We start from the raw sequence: 19,932 nt of genomic DNA, 5'->3' as shown, positions 1-19,932 counted from the left end.
GGTGGCCCCGCTCCTGACCCCGACCGCCGACGCCGCCGCGGCCGCCGACGCCATCGCCCGCGCCACCGGCCGCCCTTCGCACGAGGTCACGCTGGTACTGGGCTCGGGCTGGTCGGAGGTCGTGACCGGACTCGCCGACCCGGGCACCGCGGTGACGATCCCGGTGTCGGAGCTGCCGGGGTTCGTCGCGCCGTCGGCCGTCGGTCACCGCGGGACCGTCACCAGCTGCCTGGTGGACGGCGTCACCCTCCTGTCGATCGCAGGCCGCACACACCTGTACGAGGGTCACGGCACCGAGCCGGTCGTCCACCCCGCCCACGTCGCCGCCGCCACCGGCTCCCGCGTGCTGGTGCTCACCAACGCCGCCGGCGGCCTGCGCGACGGCCTGACCGTGGGCGACCTGGTCCTCATCCGCGACCACCTCAACCTCACCGGCCGCTCCCCGCTGACCGGCCCCCTGTTCGTCGATCTGGTGGACGCCTACCGCCCGACTCTGCGCGAGGCGGCCGCCGACGCCATCGCCGCCTCCGATGCCGCCGCCGGGGTCACCGACTCCCGCCCGGGCGAGGGCGTGTACGCCGCGATGCCCGGCCCCCAGTACGAGTCCCCCGCCGAGATCGGCATGCTGCGTGTGCTCGGCGCGGACCTGGTGGGGATGTCGACCGTGCCCGAGACCATCGCCGCCCGCGGACTGGGCCTGGACGTGGTCGCGATGTCCCTGGTCACCAACCTCGCCGCCGGTGTCACCGGGCAGCCGCTGGACCACACCGAGGTGCTCGCCGCCGGGGCGGCCGGGGCCACCCGCCTCACCACGGCGCTCCGCGCCCTCGTGCCGGCCGTCGCCCGCGTCTGAACGAGGCCGACCGTGCCCAGTCCCCACGACCCGACCTCCGACGCCGCCCCCGATCTCGCGCCACTGCGATTCGGTACGGCGGGCGTCCGCGCCCCACTCGGGGACGGCCCCGCCCGGATGAACGAGGGTACGGTCGCACTGGTCGCGACCGCCGTCGCCCGCCACCTGCGTGAGCAGGAGTCGCCCGGGTCGACGGTCGTCGTCGGCGGGGACGCGCGCCACGGGTCGGCGCGGTTCGTCGAGGTCGCGGCTGCGGTGGTGGCGGCGGCCGGCTTCGTCGTCGTTGTCCCCCCGGGCCCGGTCCCCACCCCCGTCGTGGCGGCGGCGGTGCGGTCGCGTGGCGCGGCGGCGGGGCTCATGGTGACCGCGTCCCACAATCCGGCCGGCGACAACGGCATCAAGGTCTATGGGCGCGGGGGCGCGCAGATCGTGCCGCCCACCGACGTCCACATCGAGGCGCACCTGGTGGCGGCCGCGCGAGAGGGCGTCGCCGTCCCCGCAGCGTCAGTATGGAACGACGACGAGACCGCGCCGCGCGGGGGCACCGCGGTCAACCCCGGTCGCGGTGAGGTGCGGGTCGACCCGGCGCTGGTCGACGACTACGTCGCTGCCGTCGTGGCCCGGATCCCCGCGCCCGCCCGGCCTCCGCGCGTCGCGCTGACGCCCGTCCACGGGGTGGGCGGCGAGGTCTGCCTGCGCGTTCTGGCCGGGATCGGGGTGCGGGACGTCGTGATGGTGGCCGAGCAGGCCGAGCCCGACCCCGACTTCCCGACCGTCGACTCCCCCAACCCGGAGCGCGCGCAGACCACCGAGCGGCTGCTCGCGCTGGCGGCGGAGATCGAGGCCGATGTGGCGATCGCGCTCGACCCCGACGCCGACCGGTGCGCCGTGGGTGTGGCCGGGCCGGACGGGCGTTGGCGGATGCTCGACGGCGACGAGACCGGCGCCGTGCTCGCCGACCACCTGCTGCGGGCGCCGCTGCCGGGGGCCGGCGCCGGCCGGAGCACCCCCGTGGTGGCATCGACGATCGTGTCGTCGCGGCTGCCGTCGCTGATCGTTCCCGCGCGCGGCGGTCGGCATGTTCAAACGCTGACCGGGTTCAAGTGGCTCGTGCGCGCCGGACGGCCGCTGCGGTACGCGTACGAGGAGGCGATCGGGCACTGCGTGCTGCCGGAGGTCGTGGCCGACAAGGACGGCATCTCCGCCGCCGCGCTCTGGTGCGCGATGGTCGGGGCCGGCGGGCCCGCTGTCGGTGAACGTCTCGACGCGCTGGGGCGGGAGTTCGGCGTGCACGTCCGGCGCAACGAGACTCTGCCGCTGGCGGTCGGCGCTGATCCCGCCGTCGCGCTGGCCGGGGCCGCGGCGCTGCTCGGCGGCGCGGGTAACAGGGGGGCCCGGCCCGCGGTTCACTCCCTCGACGGGACCGCCGGCCTGCGTGTGGACATCGACGGCGCCCGCGCGGTGATCCGCCCCTCGGGGACCGAGCCGCTGCTCAAGACCTACGTCGAGGCGTGGACACCGCCGGAGCCCTCCCCGGCGGACCGAGCCGGGGTCGAACACCGGCTCGCGGGTCTGGCCGACCGGGTCGCGGACGCCATCGCCGGCCGGGCGCGTTAGCGCGGACCGAAGAGACGGTCGCCGGCGTCGCCGAGGCCCGGGACGATGAAGGCCGCCTCGTCGAGTCGCTCGTCGATCGTCGCGGTCACGAGCGTGCCCGCGAGCCCGGAGTCGCGCACGAGCTCGACGCCCTCCGGCGCACACAGCACGCACACCACGGTGATGCCCGTCGCGCCACGGGCGGTGAGCGTCTCCAGGGTGGTGACCAGTGAGCCGCCGGTCGCGAGCATCGGGTCGAGCACCACCACGTGCCTGCCGGCGAGATCATCAGGTAGCGAGCACAGGTAGGAGAAGGGCTCGTGGGTCTGCTCATCGCGCGCCAGGCCGATGAAGCCGACCTGCGCGCCGGGCAGCAGGCGGGTCGCCGGCTCCAACAGACCGAGCCCGGCCCGCAGCACCGGCACGATGAGCGGGACGCCGTCCACCGCGACCCCGGTCGTCTCGATCACGGGGGTGGTCACCGGGATCTCGACCGTCGGCACCGAACGGAAGGCCTCGTAACAGAGCATGGTTCCCAGAGCGTCCATCGCGGCCCGGAAACCCGCGGTATCGGTGCCGGAATCGCGCAGCGTACGGAGGCGATCCCCGACCAGGGGGTGGTCCACGACGATGATGTCCATGCCCGTCAGGATTCCACACGAGAAGTTTTTCGCGGGTGCTGGAACCGGATCGTCTCCCCTGCTCGTCGAACCCTGTGACGGGACAGAAGGCAGGACAAGGGGGGGCGCGACCATGGCAGACGGGGCGATCGAGGTCCATGTCGACGGTTTACGTGAGCTGGGTACGGGGCTGACCACCCTGGCCGAGACGCTGGGGGGAGCGCTCGACGCGGTCGACTCGCTACCGCTCGCGGCGGTGGTGCCGGTGGTGGGGCCGGTGGGGGCCGAGTTCATGTCGGCCCTGCTGGCGGCCACCTCCCGCCACCGGGAGGTGCTCGCCGGGGTCGCCCGGGTGACCGATGCCGCCGGGGATCTGGTGCTGGAGTCGGCCCGGTTGTTCGAGGACACCGACACCGCGGGCGCCCGGGCCATCGGCGCGGCCGGCCGGGGCCTGACCGGATGGACGGTGTGATCCGGTGATCGCGGACGCATTGGCCTACGTCGGCCCCATCAGGCAGGTCCTCGACCTGCTCTCCACCGAGGAGTTCGTCCCCGCGGAGGCGCAGAACGTCATGCGGCCGGTCAGCGACGGCCTGGAGGTGGCCGACCAGTTGGGGCCGCCACTCGAGCGGCTGCTGTCCGAATCGTGGGACTCCCTCGCCGCACTGGGTGCCGCCCAGTCGATCGCGGAGGTCGGCCGGACCATCGGCGCACTCACCGACTCCGCTGTGGAGATCGCGCGGGTCACCGCCGTGGCCGCCGAGATCGTCGTGCGCGGGACGATCGAGGTGATCGGGATCGTCAACGAGTTCATCGCGCGCGCCGCCGCCCTCGGACCCACCCTCGTGACGCCGCCCGGGCAGGCCGCGCTCCTCGCGTTGGCCGCCGAGCATCTGGCGCGCGGCATCCAGGTCGCGGAGCGGGTCCAGACCGAACTCAGGGCGCCCACGGCCGAGATGCACGCGATCGCCGCCGGGATCCCGGGCACGCCCCGCATGCCCGGGATGCTCGGCGCGGATACGAGCGCGGCGGGCGCGATCAACGCCACCACCGCGGCGTACGCGGGATCCGGGCCGGGCGCCACCACCGCGGTCGGCGGCTCACCCACCGAGGTGGGCGCACCCGGGCCCGGCACCGGCGCGGGCGGCCTCGGCAGCGCGGCAGGTGCCGGCGCAGGCGGAGTCGGAGCCCCGGCCGGCGGCTCCGACTCCGGGAGTGTGTCGACGCCGGGCTCCGCCGGCGTTGGCGACGCGGGGTCCGGCTTCCTCGGCAGCGGAGTCCAGGTGGTGCTTCCGGACGGGTCCTCGGCCACCGCACCGAATGAGCAGGCCGCGGGCGCGGTCCGCAACGCCCTCAGCCAGCAGGGCGTGCCGTACGTGTGGGGCGGCACCACGCCGGGGCAGGGACTGGACTGCAGCGGGCTCACCCAGTGGGCCTACCGCGATGCCGGGGTGGAGATCCCCCGCCTCGCGCAGGAGCAAGGGGTGGGGGTTCAAATCTCGCAGCAGGATCTCGCGCCCGGCGACCTGCTGGTCTGGGACGGCCACGTGGCGATGTACATCGGCAACGACCAGATCGTGGAGGCTGGGGACCCTGTAGCGGTTTCCGGCCTGCGCACCGACAATATCGGCATGTCCTTCTACGGCTTCTACCGTCCGACCGGCGGATGATGCCCGACACCTGCCGTCACACCGACCGGATGTCGGGGGTCGTCGCCGAGGTCGGCACCAATGGTGTGCCGGTCGGCCTCGCCGTTCCCGATCGCCTTCTGGACCGCACGCCGTCGGAGGTGGCGCGGGCGGTGCTGCGCGCCCTCACCGCGGCCGCGGGCGAGGCCCGCGAGTTGTTGGAGCGCCGGGCCGAGGAGGAATGGGACGGCCGCGACTGGACCCCCGAGGGCGTCGACGACGACGGGGTGTTGGAGTCGGTCCGTTGACCGCCGGCGGGCTGGACGTCGAGGCCTTCCTCGACCGTCTGCGGGGAATCGCGTCGGAGTGGGAGTCCGCCCACGATCAGCTCGAGACCTTGCGGGTGGTCGCCACCAGCCGGGATCAACTGGCCACGGCCACCGCGGACTCCGGCGGGACCGTGGTGGATCTCCGGTTGGCGGCGGGGCTGCGCCGGCACGGGCCGGACACCGTGTCGGCGTCGATCCTCGAGGCCACCGCCCGGGCCGTGGAGCAGGCCAATTCCCGGCGGGCCGAGCTGGTGTCGGGATCCGTGGCGCTCGCCGTGGGCGGACGGAGGCAGGCTGCGCAGGACGCGCTGCGGGCCGACAGCGCGACTGGCCCGGCCGGCCGTGGCACCAGCTGACCACGCCTGGATATGCTGGCCGACATGGCCAAGGACATCGTCCCGATCGAGCTCGGTCTCCCGGAGGGAGACGTCACGACCCTCTGGGCGCCCAGCTGGCGCGAGGACAACGACGACTGGGAGGCGTTCCTGGGCCTCGACGAGGATCTCTACGCCTTCGATTCGACCGCTGAGCTGCTGGCTCTGGTGCGCAGCGGGGCCGAGCAGGACCTACAAGACCACCCGTCGTGGGAGCAGTTCGCCAACTCGGACGTGCTGGACTTCCGCGCCGCCGACGAGAACTGCTACGACCTGGTGGGCGTCCTCGAACTCCTCGGCGACGCTCCGACCGAGTCGTCGGTGGACGAGATCGACCAGTCCTTCGCCATCGCCCGCTCGATCGGCGAAGTCTGCGAGCTGGTCACGGTCACCAAGTTCTTCAACGGCAACCCGATTCTGGCCACCGTCACCCACGGCATGGACGAGTTCTACGGCCGTGAGGGCCTCAAGCTGTGGAAGTCCATCCGCAAGACCGTCGCCAAGGGCTGGGACGACGTGCTGGATGCGATCCAGGAGGTCATCACCGCCCCGGCTCTGGACAAGGGCGAGGTCGACAAGGCCCGCCGCGATCTCGAGGCCGCCGAGGCCGCCCTGCCCGAGGAGGAGCCCGAGGCCGAGGAGACCGCCCGGACCGGCTACCCGGAGGGCTCGATCTGGGAGAAGGTGGGCATCGACCCCATCCAGATCGTGTTCGGCGACCAGGAGTTCCTGAGTCTGCGCTGCTATTTGGGCGATCGCCCGGTCTTCCTGGGCGACGGCGACCAGGTGTACGTGTTCACCAGCGGTCGCGGTCTGGGCCGCTATCTGGCGGACAACGACGACGACACGCTGAGCCGGGTCGCCACGTACGAGCAGATCAAGATCGCCGCCACCGACGGCAGCCTCGATGTCCAGGCCACCGACGACAACGTGTACGTACTCGCCGGGCTGGATCGCGACATCGAGATCGGGCCGTCCATGGTCGACCCGGGCCAGCTCGGCCTGGCGGTGGAGCTCATCACCGACATGGCGAACTACGTCGGCGACGCGGAACTGGAGGCGTCGGTGACCGGCCGCGGATCCTCGCTGCGCCGGTACATGCACTACGTGCTCAACCCGGACGATGCGACCTTGCTCGAGCCCACCGCGCCGTACGACGACGAGGCCTCCGAGTGGCGGGACCTTGTCGATGACGTCGAGCAACTGGTCACCACCCCGGACATGGCCTGAGCCGGCGCCCTCCGGGGTATCCGGCCCCCTCACCAGCCCCGGAGCCGTCGCACGACCGCACCCGCGGGGCCGCGTGCGGGTGCGGAGCCCGGGTCGCTGACGTCGACGGCGGCCCCCAGCTCGCCGAGAGCGGACGCGATCCGGCCGGCGTCGCCGGCGTACACGCTGGCGATCACCTCGCCGGCCCGCACCTCGTCGCCCTCGACCCGGTGCAGCAGCACCCCGGCGGCGTGGTCGACGGCCTCGCCCGGTGCGCTGCGTCCCCCGCCCGCCAGCCACGACGCCCGGCCCACCCCGAGCGCATCCCAGGTGATCCGGCCCGCGGCGGGCGCCCGCACCTGCTCGACGTTCGCGGCCCGCGGGAGTTCGGCGTCCGGGTCGCCGCCCTGGGCGGAGATCATCGCCCGGTAGGAATCCATGGCCCGCCCGTCCGACAGTCGGGCCCGAGGATCGTCGCTGATGCCCACCGCGGCCAGGGCCTCCTCCGCCAGCGCGCACGTCAGGTCGACCATGTCCGCGGGTCCCCCGCCGCCGAGGATCTCCAGGCATTCGGCCACCTCGACCGCATTGCCCACGGCCCGCCCGAGCGGGGTGTGCATGGCCGTGACCAGCGCACTGGTCCGTACTCCGGCGGCGGTGCCGATACCCACCATGACGCGGGCGAGCTCCTCGGCATCCGTACGTGAGGTCATGAACGCCCCGGACCCGAACTTCACGTCGAGGACCAGCGCACCGGTACCCTCGGCGATCTTCTTGCTCATGATCGACGCCGCGATCATCGGGATCGAGGGCACCGTGCCGGTGATGTCCCGCAGGGCGTACAGGGCGCGGTCCGCGGGTGCGAGGTCGGCCCCGGCCGCGCAGATCACGGCCCCGGAGTCCGACAGGATGCGCCGCATCTCGTCCCCGCTCAGGTCCGCGCGCCAGCCGCGGATCGCCTCGAGCTTGTCGAGCGTGCCGCCGGTGTGCCCGAGCCCCCGCCCCGACAACTGCGGCACGGCCACGTCCCAGGTCGCCAGCAGCGGTGTGAGGACCAGAGTGATCGCGTCACCCACCCCGCCCGTGGAGTGTTTGTCGACGGTCGGCACCTCCCGGCCTCCGCGGGTCAGGCCGGCCAGGTCCAATCGGTGGCCCGAGCCCACCATCGCGGTGGTCCACCGGGAGATCTCCCGATCGCTCATCCCGCGGAAGTAGATCGCCATCGCGAGCGCGGACATCTGCTCCGGGACGACCGTCCCGCGGGTGAACTCGTCGACGATCCAGTCGACCTCGTCGTCGTCGAGCTCCCGCCCGTCCCTCTTCGCCTCGATGATCCGGACCGCATCGTGGCGCCGCGCGGCGTCGCCCGTCCCGCTCACGTCAGATCCTCCGGGCCGAAGGCGTCGGGCAGCAGGGCACCGAGGCGGACGGGTCCGCGCGCGCCGTGCACGATCAGGTCGGGGCCACCGTGTTCGTGGAGGAGTTGTCGGCAGCGCCCACACGGGGCGAGGGGCTCGCCGGTATGGGCGACGACGATGACCTCGAGCAGGCGGCCCCCTCCCGTCCGGTGGAGGTCCGACACGAGTGAGCACTCCGCGCACAACGTCAGCCCGTAGGAGGCGCTCTCCACGTTGCAGCCGGTGACGATCCGCGTGCTGCTGCCGTGCGCCGCGGAGGAGGCCGTGCCGGCCGCTTCTCGCTGCGGAGCGGTGGCGATCGCCGCGGCACCCACCCCCAGCCCCGAATACGGCCGATAGGCGCTCTCGGCCGCCCGGAGGGCGTGCTCGCGGAGCATGTCGAGGTCTATGAGCCGTTGTGCTGCGGTTTCGTCGCCGGACACCTTCATCTACCCCCGGGTAACTTCATTTAGGGTCCCCTAACAGGGATTACCTGTTCGGACCACGGTACCCACCCTGCTTCTCATCAGTTCACTCTCAGGTCTAAAGTCCTTGTAGGCGCCCGCCGTGTTGTCATGGACGAACCGCGCGCCGTAGGCATCACGCCCAGACGAACTGGAGGCACGACAAGCCCATGAGTACTGCGCAGGCGCCGGCGCGTCCGGCACCCACAAAGAAGATCAACATCTACAAGGGTGACCCGGGGATGTGGTCGTGGGTCGCGCACCGCATCTCCGGCGTCGCGATCTTCTTCTTCCTCTTTGTCCACGTGCTCGACACCGCCCTGGTCACCGTGAGCCCGGAGAGCTACAACGCGGTCATCGACACGTACAAGAACCCGATCGTCGGCCTCATGGAGATCGGGCTCGTGGCCCTGGTGCTGTTCCACGCCCTGAACGGTCTGCGGATCGTCGCCGTGGACTTCTGGTCCAAGGGCGCCAAGTACCAGCGCCAGATGCTCTGGGCCGTCCTGGCGATCTGGGTCGTGGTGTTCGCCGCGGCGACCGCACGCCTTCTCTTCCTCCTCTTCGAGCACATCTAAGGAGAACGATCATCATGGCAGACGCACCTGTTCTCCAGACCTCTTACGACCGGCCCGCCTCGCTGGCGCAGCCCCGCTCGCCCCGCCTGCGTTCCCGCGGCAACTTCGAGCGCACGGCGTGGATCTTCATGCGCTACTCGGGCGTGGCCCTGGTCTTCCTCACCATCGGCCACCTCACGGTGGGCCTGATGATCGACGACGGCGTCCATCGCATCGACTGGGCATACGTCGCCGATCGCTGGCAGAGCCCGTTCTGGGCCACGTGGGACATCCTCATGCTCTGGCTGGCCCAGCTGCACGGCGCGAACGGTGTCCGCACCGTCATCGCGGACTACTCGCGCAAGGACTCCACCCGGTTCTGGCTCAACGCGATCCTGATCGCCGCGACCGTCCTGGTCCTCGTCCTGGGCACCTACGCCATCTTCGGCCTCGCCTACGACATCTGATCGCCGGCAGTATTCGTCCGCGGACTTCACCATTTCGAAAGCGAGCACTGAGAACACCATGACCGATCGTCAGGTCCACCAGCACCAGTACGACGTCGTCATCGTCGGCGCCGGCGGCGCCGGGATGCGCGCCGCCATCGAGGCGGGTCCGCGCACCCGCACCGCGGTCCTCACCAAGCTCTACCCCACCCGCTCCCACACCGGCGCAGCGCAGGGCGGCATGTGCGCCGCCCTCGCGAACGTCGAGGAGGACAACTGGGAGTGGCACACGTTCGACACGGTCAAGGGCGGCGACTACCTCGTCGACCAGGACGCCGCGGAGATCATGGCCAAGGAGGCCATCACCGCCGTCATCGACCTCGAGAACATGGGCCTGCCGTTCAACCGGACGCCCGAGGGCAAGATCGACCAGCGTCGCTTCGGCGGCCACACGCGTGACCACGGCAAGGCGCCCGTGCGTCGCGCCTGCTACGCCGCGGACCGCACGGGTCACATGATCCTGCAGACGCTGTACCAGAACTGCGTCAAGCACGACGTGGAGTTCTTCAACGAGTTCTACGTGCTCGACCTGTGCCTCACCGAGACCCCCGAGGGCCCCGTGGCCACCGGCTGCGTCGCCTACGAGCTGGCCTCCGGCGACCTGCACGTCTTCCACTCCAAGGCCACGGTGTTCGCCACCGGCGGCTCGGGCCGCATGTACAAGACCACCTCCAACGCCCACACCCTCACCGGTGACGGCATGGCCGTGGTTTTCCGCAAGGGCCTGCCGCTCGAGGACATGGAGTTCCACCAGTTCCACCCGACAGGGCTGGCCGGCCTGGGCATCCTCATCTCCGAGGCCGTCCGCGGTGAGGGCGGCATCCTGCGCAACGCCGACGGCGAGCGCTTCATGGAGCGCTACGCCCCCACCATCAAGGACCTCGCGCCGCGTGACATCGTCGCCCGCTCTATGGTCCTGGAGGTCCGCGAGGGCCGCGGTGCCGGCCCCGAGAAGGACTACGTCTACATCGACGTAACCCACCTCGGCGCCGACGTGCTCGAGGAGAAGCTCCCCGACATCACCGAGTTCTCGCGCACCTACCTGGGCGTCGACCCGGTCACCGAGCTCGTCCCGGTGTTCCCGACCTGCCACTACGTCATGGGCGGTATCCCGACCAACGTCCAGGGCGAGGTCCTGCGCAACAACGAGGACATCGTCCCCGGCCTCTACGCCGCCGGTGAGTGCGCCTGCGTCTCCGTGCACGGCTCCAACCGCCTGGGCACCAACTCGCTGCTGGACATCAACGTGTTCGGCCGCCGCGCCGGCATCGCCGCCGCCGAGTACGCCGCGGGTCACGACTTCGTGGAGCTGCCCGCCGAGCCCGAGACGATGGTGCGCGAGTGGATGGAGCGCATGCTCGCCCCGCACGGCACCGAGAACGCCGCGGACATCCGCAGCGAGATGCAGGCCATGATGGACGACAAGGCGTCGGTGTTCCGCAACGAGCAGTCGCTCACCGAGGCCCGCGACGAGCTGCGCGCCCTGAAGAAGCGCTACGCCGAGGTCACCGTCTCGGACAAGGGCAAGCGTTTCAACACCGAACTCCTGGAGGCCGTCGAGCTCGGCTTCCTCCTGGAGCTGGCGGAGGTCACCGTCGTGGGTGCCCTCAACCGGAAGGAGTCCCGCGGCGGTCACTCCCGCGAGGACTTCCCGGACCGCGACGACGCCAACTACATGAAGCACACCATGGCGTTCAAGGAGGACGGTCTCGACCTGCTCTCCGACATCCGGCTGGATTGGAAGCCGGTTGTGCAGACCCGCTACGAGCCGATGGAGCGTAAGTACTGATGAGTTCCGCAGTCGACACCACCAAAGCCACCGACGGCACCAGCAGCCGCCCGGTGCCGCCCGGCTCCACCATGGTCACGCTGAAGATCGCCCGGTTCAATCCGGAGGATCCGGACTCGGCGGGCTGGCAGGAGTTCGAGGTCCCGGCGCTGCCGTCCGACCGTCTGCTCAACCTGCTGATGTACGTCAAGAACTACATCGACGGTTCGCTGGCGTTCCGCCGCTCCTGCGCCCACGGCGTCTGCGGTTCGGACGCCATGCAGGTCAACGGCGTCAACCGCCTCGCCTGCAAGGTCCTCATGAAGGACATGCTCCCCAAGGACGGCAAGTCCATCACCATCACGATCGCCCCGATCCGGGGCCTTCCGGTGGAGAAGGACCTGTACGTCGACATGGAGCCGTTCTTCAAGTCGTTCCGTGACGTCATGCCGTACCTCATCACGTCCGGCAACCAGCCGACCGCCGAGCGCATCCAGTCGCCGACCGACCGCGCCCGCTTCGACGACACCACCAAGTGCATCCTCTGTGCCTGCTGCACGACCTCCTGCCCGGTGTTCTGGGCCGACGGGTCGTACTTCGGGCCGGCGGCGATCGTCAACGCGCACCGGTTCATCTTCGACTCGCGTGACGAGGGCGCTGCCGAGCGTCTGGAGATCCTCAACGACGCCGAGGGCGTGTGGCGCTGCCGCACCACCTTCAACTGCACCGACGCGTGCCCCCGTGGCATCCAGGTGACGCAGGCGATCCAGGAGGTCAAGCGCGCACTGCTGTTCGCGCGCTGATCTCGCCACAGATCGTCGGCTCGGGCCGCATCCTCTTGTCGAGGGTGCGGCCCGAGTTGCATTCCGCGGCGGCGAACGGCCTGCCCGCGACCTGCCTCGAGCCGCATCGGCCCGCGTTCTGCTGATCGCCACCCATCGGATCGTGCGCCACCCATCGGATCCCGTAGGCGCCACGCGATTCGATAGGTGGCGTTCTCCGGTCGCCCCTCGCGGGTCAGGCGGAGCGCAGCCGCCCCCGGACGTAGACTCGACATCCGTGATCAGCAACCGCCGAGGGCCCGCCCGCCGTGCCGCCGGCCTCGCCTCCGCCGCCCTCGTCGCACTGATGCCCCTCGCTGCAGCGATCCCGGCGGCGGCCGAGCCGGACCCTGCCCTCCCGCTCTCGGAGCCCCCGCCGCCGGCGGTGTTGCCGTCCACGACGTCGTCGTCATACTTCGACACCCCGCGCGACCTGACCGGGTGCCCGTACCGGACGACTCCACCCGCGCCCGTCGACGAGTCCGAGGTGCCGCTGCCCGGTCAGTCCTCGCCCACCCCTCCCCCGGTGCCGGCCACGCCCGCCGGCGGCGAGGCCCTCGCCGGCTGCGACGTCGTGGCGCCCGATGGCTTCGCGGTGCCCCCGGAGGTGACCGCGAGCGCCTGGATGATCTCCGACCTCGACACCGGCGAGATCGTCGCCGCCAAGGACCCGCACGGCCGCTACCGCCCGGCCAGCATCATCAAGACCCTGCTGGCATCGGTCGCGCTGGACGAATTGGACGGTGACGAGATCGTGGAGGTCACCGACGCCCATCTGGAGGGTGCCGAGGGCAGCCTCGTCGGCGTGGGTCCCGGCGGCAGATACTCGGTGCACCGGCTCCTCAGTGGGCTGCTGATGTCGTCCGGCAATGACGCGGCGGCCGTGCTCGCGCACGAGATGGGCGGCATGGACCACACGCTCGAGGCGATGAACGCGCGCGCCGCCTCGCTCGGTGCCGCGGGCACGCACGTGGCCACGGTGAGCGGGCTGGACGGGCCGGGGATGATGTCCTCGGCGTACGACATGTCGCTGATCTTCCGCGACGCCATGACCCGGCCCGAGTTCGCCGAGATCGTCTCCACGCAGCTGACCGGTTTCCCCGGCTACCCGGCGGGCGAGGGCGCGGGCCCGCCCGACCCCGTCGACCCGCCCCCGTACACCGGCCCGACCACACGCGAGGACGGCGAGGTGGTCAATCCCGGCTTCGTGCTGGCCAACGACAACCAGCTCCTCTTCAACTATGACGGCGCGCTGGGCGGGAAGACGGGCTTCACCGACGACGCCCGCCACACGTTCATCGGCGCGGCCGAACGGGACGGCAGGCGGCTGGCCGTGGTGCTGCTCGACGGCACGCGGGTGCCGCAGGCGCCGTGGCAGCAGGCGGCGATGTTGCTCGACGCGGGGTTCGCGGCCGAGGACGCCGTCGGCCAGCTGGGCGACAGACCGAGCGAGGCCGACGACGACGTGACGGAGCTGGCGTCGGGCCCGCTGGGCGGGTCGGGGGCGTCGGAGACGACCGCAGCGGGGTCGCTGTTCGAGGAGTACGGAACTTGGATGGCGGTCGGCGCGGCGGCCCTGGTGGTGCTCGCGGGCGCCGTCCTGACACTGCGGCGTCGCTGAGCCACTGCGGGGCGCTCGCTTACTGCGCGGCAGCCCCGGCGAGGACCACTCGCAGGCGCGCGGCGCAGTCCCCGTCCAGGGTGCGCGCGTCCTGTCCGGCCGCGACGTCCATAAGGTGCCGGACCAGGACGACGACGACGAGGTCGGCAGTCACATCCACCACCGCCCCGTCCGCACCGGACAACGATTCGAGCCTGCCCAGGGTGATCCCGAGCCGCCGGCGTGCGGTGTCGACGGCCGCCGACAGAACGCGGTGATCCGGCCCCGCGGTGTCGACCAGTCCGCGCGCGAGCACCGACCAGGTCTGCGGGTTCTCGGCCGCCCGGGCGCTCGCCTGGTGCGGCCAGTCCGAGGCCGGGTCCTGCGTCGGGGTCGAAACCAGCGTGTCGACGAGCGTGCCCAGCGCGTCCGCGGCGGCGCCGGCGAGCTCGGTGGCCAGCTCCTCGACCGAGTCGAAGTGTCGGTAGAAGGCCGTGGGCACGATGCCGGCCTCGCGGGCGAGCTCGCGGACGACGAGGCCCGAGAAGCCACGGCTCGCCACCGTTCGACGACCCGCGTCGACGATGAGTGCACGAGTGTGCCGCTTCTGTTCTGCTCGAGATCTGGGCGCCGTCACGTCGACGATTCTAGCGATCGAGCTGAAAAACCGCATGTCGTTCGAGTTCGTGGGCCCGCAACCCGGCTGTCACACACCGGGGTCTTTTCATTTCAGAGAACACCTGTACACTCAGTTTCGTCCGGTGGTCGAGCCGGACGGATGCGCCCCCTTCAGCGCGACCGCACCCACCGGTGCGCGGCGCGGAACTCGAGACCGGGGCGGCGGCGTCCGTCGACGGCCGACCACACCGACCACGTTCTCCACGGAGGTCCCGATGACAGCTCCGCCCGTCCACCCGTCCTTCACCCGCCGACTTCTCACGCCCGGCCGACTCTCGCGTCGCGGCCTGGCCGAAAGCCTGTTCTCCGGCGAACTCGCCCGCACGCTGCTCACCCCGCACCCGGTCGAGCACTACGCCCGTTCGCTGGGCGTGACCTGGTCCGACGACCCGACCGGGGCGACCGTCGTGTCCGTCGACCGCCCGGTCTCCGACGTCACGGTGCTCACGCTGCGTCTTCCCGCCCGCGTCGCACGGCCCGAGCCCGGCGCCGCGCTGGAGATCGGCGTGGTGGTCGACGGCGTGGTTCATCGCCGGCACTACTCCCCCGTCGACCCGGCCTCCCGCGCCGACGGCCTGGCGACGATCGCCGTCCGCCGCCATCCCGGTGGCGTGGTCTCGGAGTTCCTGTGGGCCGCAGCCGAACCGGGCATGCGCCTACTGCTGGGCAACCCGGCCGGGGAGATCTCCCTGCCCGCGACGCGCCCGTCGGACATCCTGCTGGTCAGCGGCGGCAGCGGCATCACGCCGATGCTGTCGATCGCCTCCACTCTGGCCGCCGAGGGCCACTGCGTCGGCCGGGACGCGGGCACCGCGGGGCCCGACACGGACACCACCTCGACCAGGACCGGCCGCGTGACGTGGATCCACTACGCCCGTAGCGCCGCCGATGTGCCGTTCCGCGACCGGCTCCGCGAACTGTCCCGCGCCGGGATCGATGTGCACGTGATCCCCACCGCCGGCGAGGACAGCGCCGGAGCGCCGACCGAGGACCGCGCGATCACGCGCCCCGGACTGACCGGCCACCTCAGCGCCGGTCATCTCGAGGAGACCGCGCCCTGGCACCACGAGGCCACGATCTTCCTGTGCGGGCCCGAGGGTCTGGCCACCGGTCTCGAGAAGACGCTGGGCGCCGAACGGTTCTCGGGCGTCCTGCGCGAGCGGTTCACCGCCACCGTCGCCGAGGTCCCGGACACCGACGGCGGCACCGTCACGTACCTGACCAGCGGCGTCACCGCCGACAATCCCGGTACGACCCTGCTCGAGGGCGCCGAGACCGCGGGCCTGAGCCCGCAGCACGGATGCCGCATGGGCATCTGCCACACCTGCACCGCGGTGCGCGTCTCCGGCGCGACCCGCGACCTGCGCACCGGTGAGGTCGACTCCGAGCCCGGCTGCCGCGTCCAGATCTGCGTCTCCGCCCCGGTCGGCGACGTCGAGATCGAGCTCTAGACCACCTGCCTCCCACCGCCCGGACCCGACCCGGAAGGACACCCACCATGGCAATCCTGAATCTGCCCACCCTGAAGACCGCCAAGGCACCCGCGGCCACCAAGCCCGCCACGGCCCCGAAAACCGGCAAGCGCGCCAAGGCCGCCGCGGCGCCGGAGCCGATCGTGCTCTCGGCGGAGTCCGTCGAGATCATCGGACGCGAACTGGACGCGATCCGTGACCGTGTCGTCGTCGACCTCGGCACCGCCGACCGCGACTACATCCTGCGCGTCGTCCGCACCCAACGTCGTCTCGAACTGGCCGGGCGCGGCCTCATGTTCCTCGGCTTCCTCCCGCCCGCCTGGCTGGCAGGCGTCGCCGCGCTGAGTGCGTCCAAGATCCTCGACAACATGGAGATCGGCCACAACGTCATGCACGGCCAGTACGACTGGATGCGCGACGACATGCTCCACTCATCCAGCTTCGAGTGGGACAACGTGTGCCCCTCCGACCAGTGGCGCCACTCGCACAACTACATGCACCACACGTACACAAACATCCTCGACCTGGACCGGGACATCGGCTACGGCATCCTGCGTATGGAGCACGAGCAGCCGTGGAACCCGATCCGCCTGGGAAACCCGGTGTACGCGTTCGCCCTGATGATGCTGTTCGAGTGGGGCGTGATGCTGCACGACCTCGAGTACGACAACGTACTCAAGGGCAAGCGCAAGTGGACCGACGTCAAGGGACTCGTGGCCGGCTGGTGGCGCAAGGTCCGCGGGCAGGTGGCCAAGGACTACATCGTGCACCCGGCGCTGACCGGCCCGCTGTTCCCGCTGACCTTCGCCGGCAATCTCACCGCCAACCTGGTCCGCAACGTGTGGGCGTTCTCGGTGATCTTCTGCGGTCACTTCCCCTCCGGCGCGCAGGTCTTCACGCAGGAGGAGACGGCCGAGGAGACCCGCGGCGAGTGGTATGTGCGCCAGATGCTGGGCTCGGCCAACATCTCCGGCAGCCCGCTGATGCACCTGGCCACCGGCAACCTCTCCCACCAGATCGAGCACCACCTGTTCCCGGACCTGCCCGCGCACCGGTACCCGGAGATCGCGGTCGAGGTACGCAGGATCTGCGAGGAGCACGGGCTGCCGTACAACACCGGGCCGCTGTGGAAGCAGGTGGCGAACGTGTGGGCCAAGATGTTCCGCCTCGCGCTCCCACTGCCGCCCACCCCGGCCGACTCGCCCGCCGTGATCATCGAGCGTCGCAAGTCCCCGACGGCCGCCTGAGCCGGGGAGAGCCTCACCACCGGCCCGGGTCGGGGTACCTTCGGGTTCATCACGGACGAGAGGGGATGCACCCGATGAGCGATTTCGAGCGCAACAAGGACCAGATCCAGGCGGGCGTCCAGGCGGGCGCGTCGCTGGTCGGCCGCATCACGGTCATCATCACCGACGCGGTGGGGTCGATCGCCCGCGAGGTGGGCGACTTCGTCACCGAGGGCATCGAGATGCGGGAGGCCGCCCGCACCGCCCGCCTGGCCGAGAAGCAGGACGGCAAGGAGGCCGGCTGGCCGATCGACCTCGACGACATCGAGGACGGCGACCTCCAGGGCTGACCTGCCGCGTCGCGCCCGCCGCGGTGCCGGCCCGTCCGGCCAGGAGAACCCCACCCGCGCTGCACCTCGGACAGCAGTTTCGCACCTCCGGCCCGCCTCGGTTCGCCGGTAGCGGGCCGATTGCCTCGCCGGCGTGGCGGCCGGTGTGCGGTGACGCCCGCCACGGTGGCAGGATCGCATCCCGTGACGATCATCGCCGCCGCGGACGGCTCCGCCCTCGGAAACCCCGGCCCCGCCGGCTGGGCCTGGTACATCGACGACGCCCGCTGGCGCTGCGGCGGCTGGAAGCGCGGCACCAACAACCAGGGCGAGCTCGCCGCCGTTCTGGATCTGCTGCGCCAGACCGCTCACGTCGACGAGCCACTGCACGTGCTGTGCGATTCGCAGTACGTCATCAACTCCATCACCAAGTGGATGGCCGGCTGGAAGCGCAAGGGCTGGAAGAAGGCCGACGGCAAGCCGGTGCTCAACGTCGAGGTGATGAAGGCCCTCGACGAGGCGATGCGGGGCCGCGAGGTCACCTTCGAGTGGGTCAAGGGTCACGCCGGTCACGCGCTCAACGAGAAGGCCGACGCGCTGGCCAACGGCGCCTCGAAGGCCCACGCGTCCAAGCAGCAGCCGGAGGCCGGCCCGGGTTTCCCGGGCGCGACCGCGGTCGGTGCGGGCGAGGATCCGGCCGTTCCCCCGGCCGCCGACGGTGGTGCCGTGCCGGCGACGACGACGAGGTCCGCCGACACGTCCGAGCCCGACCTCTTCTCGGTGGGCGAGCCCGGCTCCCCCGGCTCCCCCGGCGCGACGGGTTCGCGGCCCGGGGCTCCCGCCGCCGGGCCCGCGATCGAGGAGCTCGTGGTGGATCTCGAGCGGTCGCTGCTCACTGACGCCGTCCGCCGGGACCGCAAACAGCTCACGCGGCTGCTCGATGTGCGGTGGCGGCAGGTCGACCCCGCGGGCCGGACGTGGACCCGCCGCGAGCTGGGCGCCGCCGAGTCCTCCCTCGCCGGCGTCGAACTCGAGGTGCTGGAGACCCGTCGACTCTCCGACGACGTGATGCTCCTGCTCTGGCGCGCGACGAGCCCGGGCGGGGCGTCGTCGCTGCACAGCTCGATCTGGCAGCGCGCGGGCGATGACTGGAAGCAGGTCTACCAACAGGGCACCCGCCAGGCCTGAGCCACGGCCCGGCCTCGCCGCGACCCGCCCAGCTGCGCCTCGCCCCGCCTTCCAGCGGTTGCAAGACACGACCTCACGCTCGCAAGACATTTGGGGCTAATCCGGAGCCCGAAAACGCACCTTTTGTCAGGCATCCGGAGATCGATGTCTTGCAACTCGGCTGCAGGCGCCGGGCACGCGGCCAGAAGCCGACCCGGCTCAGCCGCGGCGGGGCGCGGTGAATCCGACTGCGTCGTAGACATGGGACAGCACAGGGCTCGCGACGGCGCGGGCACGCTCGGCGCCGTCGGCGAGGATGCGCTCGAGCTCGCCTCGGTCAGACATGAACTCGTCGAACCGACCTCGCAGCGGGGTGACGAACGCCTCGAGCGCGTCGGCCGTATCGGACTTGAGCGCGCCGTACTGGGCGCCCGCGGCCTGGTAGTCGGCCACGATGTCGGCGACCGGCCGCCCGGTGAACGACGACTGGATCACCAACAGATTGGACACGCCCGGCTTCATCTGACGGTCGAATCGGATGTCGCCGTCCGAGTCGGTCACGGCGCTGCGGATGCGCTTGGCCGACACCTTGGGGTCGTCGAGCAGATTGACGATGCCCTTGGGGTTCGCGCCCGACTTGCTCATCTTGGCCGTGGGGTCCTGCAGGTCGTAGATCTTGGCCGAGCCCTCGAGGATCTTGCCCTCGGGCACCACAAAGGTCTTCTTGTGGCGCGAGTTGAACCGCATCGCCAGATCGCGGGTGAGCTCGAGGTGCTGCCGCTGGTCCTCGCCGACCGGCACCAGGTGGGGACGGTAGAGAAGGATGTCCGCGGCCATGAGCACCGGGTAGGTGAACAGCCCCACGGTGGTGCCGTCGGTTCCCTGCTTGGCGGCCTTGTCCTTGAACTGGGTCATGCGGGCGGCCTCGCCGTAGCCGGTGATACAGCTCAGCACCCACGACAGCTCGGCATGCTCGGGAACGTGCGACTGCACGAACAGCACCGAACGCCCGGGGTCGATGCCCAGTGCGAGGAGCTGCGCGCAGCCGCGGAAAACACGCTCCCGCAGCTCCTTCGGATCCTGCTTGACGGTGATCGCGTGCAGGTCGGGGATGAAGTAGAAGGCGTCGTAGTCGTCCTGCAACTCAACCCACTGCCGCACCGCGCCCAGGTAGTTGCCGAGGTGGTACGAGTCTGCGGTGGGCTGAATGCCGGACAGGACGCGCTGGCGCTTCGCGGGCGTGGGCACTGCGGAGGAGGACTGCTCAGACATGGCGTACATCTTCCCACGCCCGGGTGGCTCCGCCTCGGCCGACCGACGGCGGCAGCCACCCGGGCC

21 protein-coding genes are annotated in these 19,932 nt (G+C 71.3%); 16 read left to right on the top strand and 5 right to left on the bottom strand.

What is annotated here, in order from left to right:
- The first annotated feature begins 1 nt into the window (after position 1).
- Both ACWIE7_RS13590 and ACWIE7_RS13585 read left to right on the top strand, forming a co-directional pair.
- A complete protein-coding gene (locus ACWIE7_RS13590) occupies positions 2–853 on the top strand; it encodes a purine-nucleoside phosphorylase (protein ID WP_454058823.1) in 852 nt (283 codons plus the stop codon).
- Positions 854–865: 12 nt separating this feature from the next.
- Positions 866–2,470, top strand: coding sequence for a phospho-sugar mutase (locus ACWIE7_RS13585; RefSeq protein WP_454069489.1), 1,605 nt, complete (start codon positions 866–868; stop codon positions 2,468–2,470).
- On the opposite strand, the gene upp is transcribed toward ACWIE7_RS13585, so the two are convergent.
- The gene (gene upp / locus ACWIE7_RS13580) at positions 2,467–3,090 is read right to left on the bottom strand and encodes a uracil phosphoribosyltransferase (RefSeq protein WP_452099200.1); all 624 of its coding nucleotides are present in this window, start codon (positions 3,088–3,090) and stop codon (positions 2,467–2,469) included. The two genes, ACWIE7_RS13585 and upp, sit on opposite strands and share 4 nt — an antisense overlap.
- Positions 3,091–3,202: 112 nt before the next feature.
- Between upp and ACWIE7_RS13575 the strand changes: the two genes are divergently transcribed.
- From ACWIE7_RS13575 to ACWIE7_RS13555, 5 genes are read left to right on the top strand one after another with little or no spacing between them, the layout of a single operon-like run.
- Positions 3,203–3,541, top strand: coding sequence for a type VII secretion target (locus tag ACWIE7_RS13575; RefSeq protein ID WP_454069488.1), 339 nt, complete (start codon positions 3,203–3,205; stop codon positions 3,539–3,541).
- A gap of 4 nt (positions 3,542–3,545) precedes the next feature.
- Complete coding sequence (locus ACWIE7_RS13570) at positions 3,546–4,739, top strand: C40 family peptidase (protein WP_454069487.1); 1,194 nt, start codon at positions 3,546–3,548, stop codon at positions 4,737–4,739.
- Positions 4,739–5,005 carry a hypothetical protein gene (locus ACWIE7_RS13565; protein ID WP_454069486.1) on the top strand — a complete coding sequence of 89 codons (267 nt, stop codon included), beginning with the start codon at positions 4,739–4,741 and terminating at the stop codon, positions 5,003–5,005. Before ACWIE7_RS13570 ends, ACWIE7_RS13565 begins: the two co-directional genes overlap by 1 nt.
- Entirely contained in the window at positions 5,002–5,382 is a 381-nt protein-coding gene (locus ACWIE7_RS13560) for a YbaB/EbfC family nucleoid-associated protein (protein WP_452099196.1), read from the top strand. The genes ACWIE7_RS13565 and ACWIE7_RS13560 overlap by 4 nt, the downstream gene beginning before the upstream one ends.
- Before the next feature lie 24 nt (positions 5,383–5,406).
- Positions 5,407–6,630 carry a primosomal protein gene (locus ACWIE7_RS13555; RefSeq protein WP_452099195.1) on the top strand — a complete coding sequence of 408 codons (1,224 nt, stop codon included), beginning with the start codon at positions 5,407–5,409 and terminating at the stop codon, positions 6,628–6,630.
- A 29-nt stretch (positions 6,631–6,659) separates the two neighbouring features.
- Here the strand turns inward: ACWIE7_RS13555 and ACWIE7_RS13550 are convergent, their stop codons facing one another.
- Both ACWIE7_RS13550 and ACWIE7_RS13545 read right to left on the bottom strand, forming a co-directional pair.
- Complete coding sequence (locus tag ACWIE7_RS13550; RefSeq protein ID WP_454058826.1) at positions 6,660–7,988, bottom strand: thymidine phosphorylase; 1,329 nt, start codon at positions 7,986–7,988, stop codon at positions 6,660–6,662.
- Positions 7,985–8,455 (bottom strand): cytidine deaminase, encoded by a 471-nt coding sequence (locus ACWIE7_RS13545; protein WP_454069485.1) that lies wholly within the window; start codon positions 8,453–8,455, stop codon positions 7,985–7,987. Before ACWIE7_RS13545 ends, ACWIE7_RS13550 begins: the two co-directional genes overlap by 4 nt.
- Positions 8,456–8,640: 185 nt before the next feature.
- On the opposite strand from ACWIE7_RS13545, the gene sdhC reads away from it, so the two are divergent.
- From sdhC to ACWIE7_RS13520, 5 genes are all read left to right on the top strand, one after another.
- A complete protein-coding gene (gene sdhC / locus ACWIE7_RS13540; RefSeq protein WP_230930214.1) occupies positions 8,641–9,048 on the top strand; it encodes a succinate dehydrogenase, cytochrome b556 subunit in 408 nt (135 codons plus the stop codon).
- Positions 9,049–9,062: 14 nt separating this feature from the next.
- Complete coding sequence (locus ACWIE7_RS13535; RefSeq protein WP_230930213.1) at positions 9,063–9,494, top strand: succinate dehydrogenase hydrophobic membrane anchor subunit; 432 nt, start codon at positions 9,063–9,065, stop codon at positions 9,492–9,494.
- Between the two features lie 58 nt (positions 9,495–9,552).
- Positions 9,553–11,322 (top strand): succinate dehydrogenase flavoprotein subunit, encoded by a 1,770-nt coding sequence (sdhA, locus tag ACWIE7_RS13530; RefSeq protein ID WP_230930212.1) that lies wholly within the window; start codon positions 9,553–9,555, stop codon positions 11,320–11,322.
- A complete protein-coding gene (locus tag ACWIE7_RS13525) occupies positions 11,322–12,104 on the top strand; it encodes a succinate dehydrogenase iron-sulfur subunit (protein WP_230930211.1) in 783 nt (260 codons plus the stop codon). The genes sdhA and ACWIE7_RS13525 overlap by 1 nt, the downstream gene beginning before the upstream one ends.
- 256 nt (positions 12,105–12,360) lie before the next feature.
- The gene (locus ACWIE7_RS13520; protein ID WP_454058828.1) at positions 12,361–13,743 is read left to right on the top strand and encodes a D-alanyl-D-alanine carboxypeptidase family protein; all 1,383 of its coding nucleotides are present in this window, start codon (positions 12,361–12,363) and stop codon (positions 13,741–13,743) included.
- Between the two features lie 19 nt (positions 13,744–13,762).
- Here the strand turns inward: ACWIE7_RS13520 and ACWIE7_RS13515 are convergent, their stop codons facing one another.
- Positions 13,763–14,359, bottom strand: coding sequence for a TetR family transcriptional regulator (locus tag ACWIE7_RS13515; protein ID WP_454069484.1), 597 nt, complete (start codon positions 14,357–14,359; stop codon positions 13,763–13,765).
- A 256-nt stretch (positions 14,360–14,615) separates the two neighbouring features.
- On the opposite strand from ACWIE7_RS13515, the gene ACWIE7_RS13510 reads away from it, so the two are divergent.
- The 4 genes from ACWIE7_RS13510 (at position 14,616) to ACWIE7_RS13495 (ending at position 18,615) form a co-directional block, all read left to right on the top strand.
- A complete protein-coding gene (locus ACWIE7_RS13510) occupies positions 14,616–15,851 on the top strand; it encodes a flavin reductase family protein (protein ID WP_454069483.1) in 1,236 nt (411 codons plus the stop codon).
- A gap of 47 nt (positions 15,852–15,898) precedes the next feature.
- Positions 15,899–17,119, top strand: a complete 1,221-nt coding sequence (locus ACWIE7_RS13505) for a fatty acid desaturase family protein (RefSeq protein ID WP_454058831.1) — start codon at positions 15,899–15,901, stop codon at positions 17,117–17,119.
- 74 nt (positions 17,120–17,193) lie between these two features.
- Positions 17,194–17,448: a hypothetical protein gene (locus ACWIE7_RS13500; protein WP_295654072.1), complete on the top strand. Its 255-nt coding sequence runs from the start codon at positions 17,194–17,196 to the stop codon at positions 17,446–17,448.
- A 183-nt stretch (positions 17,449–17,631) separates the two neighbouring features.
- On the top strand, positions 17,632–18,615 hold the full coding sequence (locus ACWIE7_RS13495; RefSeq protein ID WP_454069482.1) for an RNase H family protein: 984 nt from the start codon (positions 17,632–17,634) through the stop codon (positions 18,613–18,615).
- 198 nt (positions 18,616–18,813) lie between these two features.
- Here the strand turns inward: ACWIE7_RS13495 and trpS are convergent, their stop codons facing one another.
- Entirely contained in the window at positions 18,814–19,866 is a 1,053-nt protein-coding gene (gene trpS, locus ACWIE7_RS13490; RefSeq protein WP_454069481.1) for a tryptophan--tRNA ligase, read from the bottom strand.
- Positions 19,867–19,932 lie beyond the last annotated feature (66 nt).

The organism is Dietzia sp. NPDC055343 (assembly GCF_053645265.1).
This window is presented reverse-complemented; position numbering and strand designations above follow the sequence as displayed.

Excerpts from the sequence above, each read along its gene's own strand:
- upp (WP_452099200.1), bottom strand. The coding sequence starts at position 3,090 with ATGGACATCATCGTCGTGGACCACCCCCTGGTCGGGGATCGCCTCCGT.
- ACWIE7_RS13575 (WP_454069488.1), top strand. The coding sequence starts at position 3,203 with ATGGCAGACGGGGCGATCGAGGTCCATGTCGACGGTTTACGTGAGCTG.
- ACWIE7_RS13565 (WP_454069486.1), top strand. The coding sequence starts at position 4,739 with ATGCCCGACACCTGCCGTCACACCGACCGGATGTCGGGGGTCGTCGCC.
- ACWIE7_RS13555 (WP_452099195.1), top strand. The coding sequence starts at position 5,407 with ATGGCCAAGGACATCGTCCCGATCGAGCTCGGTCTCCCGGAGGGAGAC.
- ACWIE7_RS13545 (WP_454069485.1), bottom strand. The coding sequence starts at position 8,455 with ATGAAGGTGTCCGGCGACGAAACCGCAGCACAACGGCTCATAGACCTC.
- sdhC (WP_230930214.1), top strand. The coding sequence starts at position 8,641 with ATGAGTACTGCGCAGGCGCCGGCGCGTCCGGCACCCACAAAGAAGATC.
- ACWIE7_RS13535 (WP_230930213.1), top strand. The coding sequence starts at position 9,063 with ATGGCAGACGCACCTGTTCTCCAGACCTCTTACGACCGGCCCGCCTCG.
- sdhA (WP_230930212.1), top strand. The coding sequence starts at position 9,553 with ATGACCGATCGTCAGGTCCACCAGCACCAGTACGACGTCGTCATCGTC.
- ACWIE7_RS13525 (WP_230930211.1), top strand. The coding sequence starts at position 11,322 with ATGAGTTCCGCAGTCGACACCACCAAAGCCACCGACGGCACCAGCAGC.
- ACWIE7_RS13510 (WP_454069483.1), top strand. The coding sequence starts at position 14,616 with ATGACAGCTCCGCCCGTCCACCCGTCCTTCACCCGCCGACTTCTCACG.
- ACWIE7_RS13505 (WP_454058831.1), top strand. The coding sequence starts at position 15,899 with ATGGCAATCCTGAATCTGCCCACCCTGAAGACCGCCAAGGCACCCGCG.
- ACWIE7_RS13500 (WP_295654072.1), top strand. The coding sequence starts at position 17,194 with ATGAGCGATTTCGAGCGCAACAAGGACCAGATCCAGGCGGGCGTCCAG.
- trpS (WP_454069481.1), bottom strand. The coding sequence starts at position 19,866 with ATGTCTGAGCAGTCCTCCTCCGCAGTGCCCACGCCCGCGAAGCGCCAG.